This is a genomic window from Acidiphilium sp. PM (genome assembly GCF_000219295.1).
GTDB lineage: Bacteria > Pseudomonadota > Alphaproteobacteria > Acetobacterales > Acetobacteraceae > Acidiphilium > Acidiphilium multivorum.
The window spans coordinates 1-5,215 of the sequence record NZ_AFPR01000446.1 but is presented as its reverse complement, the minus strand read 5'-3'; the positions used below and the strand labels follow the sequence as shown (position 1 = coordinate 5,215).

Below are 5,215 nucleotides of genomic sequence, written 5' to 3'. Positions count from 1 at the left end.
CCAGCCGGCGGCGTCGAGCGTGGCGCGGCCGGCGGCGGCCTTGGCCATCTCGACGAAGAGGGTGCCGTAGAGCGGGCCGGAGGCGCCGCCGACGGTGCCGATCAGCGTCATGCCGACGGTGCGGAACAGCGCCGCCGGATCGGCGGGCGTGCCGAGCTTCGCCATGACGGCCTTGAAGCCGCGGGCGAGGTTGGCGCCGTGATCGCCATCGCCGATCGCGGCGTCGAGATCGGAGAGGTAGCCCTGCTGCGCCTCGATCGCGGCGGCGGCGCGGCCGAGCCAGGCGGTGAGCAGCGGAACGTCGAGCTGGTCGGCCATGTGCAATCCCCCTGCCCGCCTCAGGCGCCCCAGCGCAGCGCCGGGGTGACGACCGGCGCGTCCCAATGACGGATCATGTCGTCGGTCAGGCGCAGCAGGGTGATCGAGGTGCCGGCCATCTCGAGGCTGGTCATGTAGGGGCCGACCAGCGAGCGCGCGACCGTCAGCCCGTGGCTGCGGGCGATTTCCGCGGCCTTGCGGTAGAGGATGTAGAGCTCGACCAGCGGCGTGCCGCCGAGGCCGTTGACGAACAGCAGCACCTTGTCGCCCTGGCGGAACGGCAGGTCGGCGAGGATGGGTTCCATCAGCATTTCGGCCACACGGTCGGCCGGTTCGATGGGGATGCGCTTGCGGCCGGGCTCGCCATGGATGCCGATGCCGTATTCCATCTCGCCCTCGCCGAGGGTGAAGCTCGGCTTGCCGGCATGCGGCACGGTGCAGGGGCTGAGCGCGACGCCCATCGAGCGGGCGGCGCCGTTCACCTCGCGGCAAAGGGCGGCGACGCTGGCGAGGTCGGCGCCGGCCTCGGCGGCACCGCCGCAGATCTTCTCGGCGAGGATTGTGGCGCCGACGCCGCGGCGGCCGGCGGTGTAGAGACTGTCCTGCACCGCCACATCGTCATCGATCACGACGGCGGCGACGTCGAGCCCCTCCTCCTTCGCGAGGTCGGCGGCCATCTCGAAGTTCAGCACGTCGCCGGTGTAGTTCTTCACGATATGGAGCACGCCGGCGCCGCCATCGACCGCCCTGGTGGCGGCGAGCATCTGGTCCGGCGTCGGGCTGGTGAAGACGGCGCCGGGGCAGGCGGCATCGAGCATGCCGCGGCCGACGAAACCGCCATGCATCGGCTCGTGGCCGGAGCCGCCGCCGGAGAGCAGCGCCACCTTGCCGCGCACCGGGGCATCGGCGCGGGTGATGAAATCGGGATCGGTGTGGACGCGGATCAGATCGGGATGCGCGGCGGCCATGCCTGCCAGCGCCTCGGCCACCACGTTTTCCGGCGCGTTGATGAATTTTTTCATGAAATCGTCCCCCGTATTGGCATTCTTGATGGAAAGGCGCGGCTGGCGGGCCCCGGAGAACGCGGACGAAGAACCGGATACGGGACCGGCGCGCCCCATCTTCGATGGGGGCGCGCCGGCAACGTTAGTCGAGGCGTCGGGCGATGGCGAGTCCCGGCCGGGACCCGGTCAGACCATGTCGGCGGTCAGCGCGTCCTCCGGAATGGCGCCGCGCAGCAGGCAGGGGGCGGCGAAGAGCGCGCGGCTGGCGGCACCCCGCAGCGTCATCGCCGCGACGATCACCCAGAGGGCGGCGAGGCTCGCCGTCATCGCCACGGCGGCGATGTGGAACAGGGCGAGGTGGGTCTGCCCGGCGAGGGCGAAGGTGGTGGCGGCGTAGACGCCGAGCGGGAAGGTGAAGCCCCACCAGCCGAGATTGAACGGAATGCCGCCGCGCAGGTAGCGCAGGGTTGCGAGCACCGCGAAGGCGAGCCACCAGACGCCGTAGCCCCAGAGGATGACGCCGCCGATCAGGCCGATGCCGCGCGCCGCATCGGCGAGCCCCGGCAGGCCGAGCGGGGCGAGCGCGCCCTGCGCATCGGCGCCGAGCAGGAGCAGGCCGAGCGCGCCGGTGCCGATCGGCCCCAAAGTGAGCCAGGACGAGGGCGCCATGTCGCGATGCGGCAGGCGGTGCAGCACGAGGCGGAGCAGCAGGACCGCGACGATGCCGAGCGCGACCGGCACCGAATAGGCCCAGAGGGCGTAGGACAGGATGTCGACCAGCAGGGCGAGATGCGGGTTGCCGAGATGCGGGACGATCTGCGCGCCGCTCGCCGCCGCGACCTCGGCGGCGACGACCGGCAGCAGCCAGACCGCCGTCATCCTCTCGATCGCGTGGTCCTGGCGGATGACCATCAGGAAGGGCACGCCGATGCCGATGACGAGCGACAGCGCCACATCCGCCCACCAGAGCGCGGTGGCGATGCCGACCGCTTCCGGCCCGAGCGGGGCGAGACCGAAGGCGATGAAACCGTTGATGATGGTGGCGAGGCCCATCGGGATGGTGCCGAGGAACATCGACATCACCGAATGGCCGAAGATGCGCGCGGCCTCCCGCGGGTAGAGCAGCCAGCGCGCGGCGTAGAGCAGGGTGAAGAGGGCGAACAGCGCCATGTTCAGCAGCCAGAGCGCCATCGCCGGGCGATGCAGGCCGGGCAGCTGGTTGAGGTCGAGCGCGAGGATGCCGGTGCCCATCGTCGCGGCGAACCAGTTCGGCGTGAACTGGCGCACGATGGCGAGCAGGTCGGTGCGGCGGGCGTGAATGAAACGGGCGAAGCCTTGGGTGAGCATGGAAGCCTCCAGATGAATGCCGGGGGACGGAGCGGAGCCCGCGCGCCGGCGTTGCGTCTTTAATGGGGCCTCGGCGGATGATCTTCTATACAGATTGGATTGATTGAATTGATCGTATGAAGCGAACATTTGCGCGCTCCCCTCGCCGAAAGGCGGAGCGCGATTGCGCCGAACGGATGATCGCGGCTTGAGCGGGATCATCGGCATGTCGCGCGCCGGCGGGCAGGCTGGGGGCCGTCCCGCAACCGGGAGGCCGGATCATGGACCGCCAGCTGCTCGACTTCACCCGCCGGGCCCTCGCCGCCGGCGCGGCGCGCGCGGAGATTGCCGCGGCCCTGCGCGCGGCCGGCTGGCAGGACGCCGATATCGGCGAGGCGCTGCACGCCTTCGCCGAGGTTCCGTTTCCGGTGCCGGTGCCGCGGGCGCAGCCCTATCTCTCGGCGCGCGAGGTGTTCGTCTACCTGGTGGTGTTCGTGGCGCTCTATACCGCCGCCTACAATGCGGGCGCCCTCGCCTTTCACCTGATCGACCACGCCTTTCCCCGGCGGATCGGCAGCCGGATTTATGTAAGCGCCACGCTGCTGCGGGACATCAGGTGGAACATCTCGGCGATCCTGGTCGCCTACCCGGTCTTCGTCGTGCTGTTCCGCCGGATCAACCGGGCGATCGCGCGGGACCCGGCGCGGCGGGGATCGCGGCCGCGCCAGTGGCTGACCTACCTCACGCTGTTCATCACCGCGCTATGGCTGGCCGGCGACGTGATGGCGCTGATCTACAACGCGCTGGGCGGCGAACTGGCGGTGGCGACCCTGCTGAAGCTCGCGACGGTGGCGGTGATCGCCGGCGGCATGTTCGGCTATTTCCTGCGCGACGCGCGTGAGGCGGCGGCGCCATGAGGCCGGGCGGCGCCAGCCTGTTCGCGGGCAGCCTCGGACTCGCCGCGCTGTTGCTGGTGATCGCGGGGTTTCTCGTGATCGGCTCGCCGGAGCATATCCGCCGGCAGCAGGCCGACCAGATGCGCAGCCTGCAACTCGGGATACTGTCGGGCGAGATCGCCGCCTACCGGCGCGGCCACGGCGCGCTGCCGCAACGGCTCGAGGAGCTGGAGCCATCCCCCGGCTATGGCGCGGTGCCGCTGACCGATCCGGAGGGCATCCCCTTCGAATACAGCGTGACCGGGACCGACAGCTACGAACTCTGCGCGCATTTCGCGCTCTCGACGCTGGACGAGCGGGCCAGCCAGGAGGCGGGGTTCCAGCATCCGGTCTTCGGCCGGCACGCCAGCGGGCGGCAATGCTTCAGCCTGCATGCGACGGCGGCGGGCCAGAAGTGAGGTGGCGCTACAGCGCGTCGAAGTCGACGGTGACGCGCGGCGTAAGCGGACGGGACTGGCAGGTGAGGATGAAGCCGGCAGCGGTTTCCCACGGCTCCAGCGCGTAGTTCACGGCCATGTCGGCCTCGCCATCGGCGAGGCGGGCGCGGCAGGTGGAGCACATGCCGCCCTTGCAGGCGAAGGGCATGTCGAGCCCGGCGCGGAGCGCGGCGTCAAGGATCGTCTCGCCCTCGGCCACCGGCACCTCGCGGCGCTTGCCGTCGAGGATGATGGCGGCGCGATGGGCGGACGGGGCGCCGGGCGCGACCGGCGGGCGCGGGCGCGGGCGGCCGCCTTCGGCGGAGACGAAACGCTCGGTGTGAAGGCGCGCGGGGGGCAGGCCGAATTCGGCGAGGACGCCGGCGACCTCGTCGATCATCGTGGCGGGTCCGCAGACATGGGCATGGGCGATCTCGGCCGGCGGCACCATGGCGGGCAGCAGGCGGCGCACGCGCGCGCCGTCGAGCCGCCCGTTCAGCACGGGAAGATCCTGTTCCTCGCGCGACAGCACGTGCAGCACCGAGACGCGGCCGAGATGGCGGTCCTTCAGCGCGGCCAGCTCGGCGCGGAACAGCGCGTCGGCGCCGGTGCGGTTGCCGTAGAAGAAGTGAAAGCGGCTCGCGGGCGAGGCGGCCAGCACGGCGCGGGCGACCGGCAGCACCGGGGTGATGCCGGACCCGGCGCAGAAGGCGACATGCAGGCCGGCGGGATCGGCCAGGGCGGCGGCGCCGAAGCGGCCGGTCGGCGTCATCACGTCGATCGGGTCGCCCGGCCGCAGCGCCTCGTTCACCCAGGCGGAGAAGCGCCCGCCATCGACACGCCGGACCGCGATGCGCAGCTCGCCATCCTCCGGCACCGTGCAGATCGAATAGGAGCGGCGCAGTTCCTCGCCCGCGATCGTCGCGCGCAGGGTGAGATACTGGCCGGGGGCGAAGCGGTAGGCGCCGGCGAGCGCCGGCGGCACCGCGAAGGACAGCGAGACGGTGTCCGCCGTTTCGCGCCGGAGATCGGCCACGCAGAGGCGGTGGAATTTCGGCGCGGCGGCGGGTTCGGTCAGTGGCATTTGAAATGCTCGAAGGGCTCGCGGCAGGCGCGGCAGCGCCAGAGCGCCTTGCAGGCGGTGGCGCCGAAGGGGGCGAGCTCCTCGGTTTCGGCGCTGCCGCATCGCGGGCAG

At 71.4% G+C, this 5,215-nt stretch carries 6 protein-coding genes; 2 read left to right on the top strand and 4 right to left on the bottom strand.

The features are described from left to right. The 3 genes from APM_RS13485 to APM_RS13475 all read right to left on the bottom strand — a co-directional run. Window positions 1-318: DAK2 domain-containing protein (locus APM_RS13485; RefSeq protein WP_007423917.1), on the bottom strand; the 318-nt coding region annotated here is incomplete at its 3' end. A 20-nt stretch (window positions 319-338) separates the two neighbouring features. After that, window positions 339-1,340, bottom strand: a complete 1,002-nt coding sequence (dhaK, locus tag APM_RS13480; RefSeq protein ID WP_007423916.1) for a dihydroxyacetone kinase subunit DhaK — start codon at window positions 1,338-1,340, stop codon at window positions 339-341. A gap of 168 nt (window positions 1,341-1,508) precedes the next feature. Continuing rightward, window positions 1,509-2,669, bottom strand: a complete 1,161-nt coding sequence (locus APM_RS13475; protein ID WP_007423915.1) for a TDT family transporter — start codon at window positions 2,667-2,669, stop codon at window positions 1,509-1,511. A gap of 260 nt (window positions 2,670-2,929) precedes the next feature. Here APM_RS13475 and APM_RS13470 point away from each other — a divergent pair, with 260 nt between their 5' ends. Together APM_RS13470 and APM_RS13465 are read left to right on the top strand one after the other, a co-directional pair. Further along, on the top strand, window positions 2,930-3,565 hold the full coding sequence (locus APM_RS13470; protein ID WP_007423914.1) for a DUF5671 domain-containing protein: 636 nt from the start codon (window positions 2,930-2,932) through the stop codon (window positions 3,563-3,565). Then, the gene (locus tag APM_RS13465) at window positions 3,562-4,002 is read left to right on the top strand and encodes a hypothetical protein (protein ID WP_007423913.1); all 441 of its coding nucleotides are present in this window, start codon (window positions 3,562-3,564) and stop codon (window positions 4,000-4,002) included. The genes APM_RS13470 and APM_RS13465 overlap by 4 nt, the downstream gene beginning before the upstream one ends. 7 nt (window positions 4,003-4,009) lie before the next feature. On the opposite strand, the gene paaE is transcribed toward APM_RS13465, so the two are convergent. Continuing rightward, on the bottom strand, window positions 4,010-5,104 hold the full coding sequence (gene paaE / locus APM_RS13460) for a 1,2-phenylacetyl-CoA epoxidase subunit PaaE (RefSeq protein WP_007423912.1): 1,095 nt from the start codon (window positions 5,102-5,104) through the stop codon (window positions 4,010-4,012). Window positions 5,105-5,215: the final 111 nt, after the last annotated feature.

Bases quoted from the DNA above. Each gene is read 5' to 3' on its own strand.
- dhaK (WP_007423916.1), bottom strand. From the start codon at position 1,340: ATGAAAAAATTCATCAACGCGCCGGAAAACGTGGTGGCCGAGGCGCTG.
- APM_RS13475 (WP_007423915.1), bottom strand. From the start codon at position 2,669: ATGCTCACCCAAGGCTTCGCCCGTTTCATTCACGCCCGCCGCACCGAC.
- APM_RS13470 (WP_007423914.1), top strand. From the start codon at position 2,930: ATGGACCGCCAGCTGCTCGACTTCACCCGCCGGGCCCTCGCCGCCGGC.
- APM_RS13465 (WP_007423913.1), top strand. From the start codon at position 3,562: ATGAGGCCGGGCGGCGCCAGCCTGTTCGCGGGCAGCCTCGGACTCGCC.
- paaE (WP_007423912.1), bottom strand. From the start codon at position 5,104: ATGCCACTGACCGAACCCGCCGCCGCGCCGAAATTCCACCGCCTCTGC.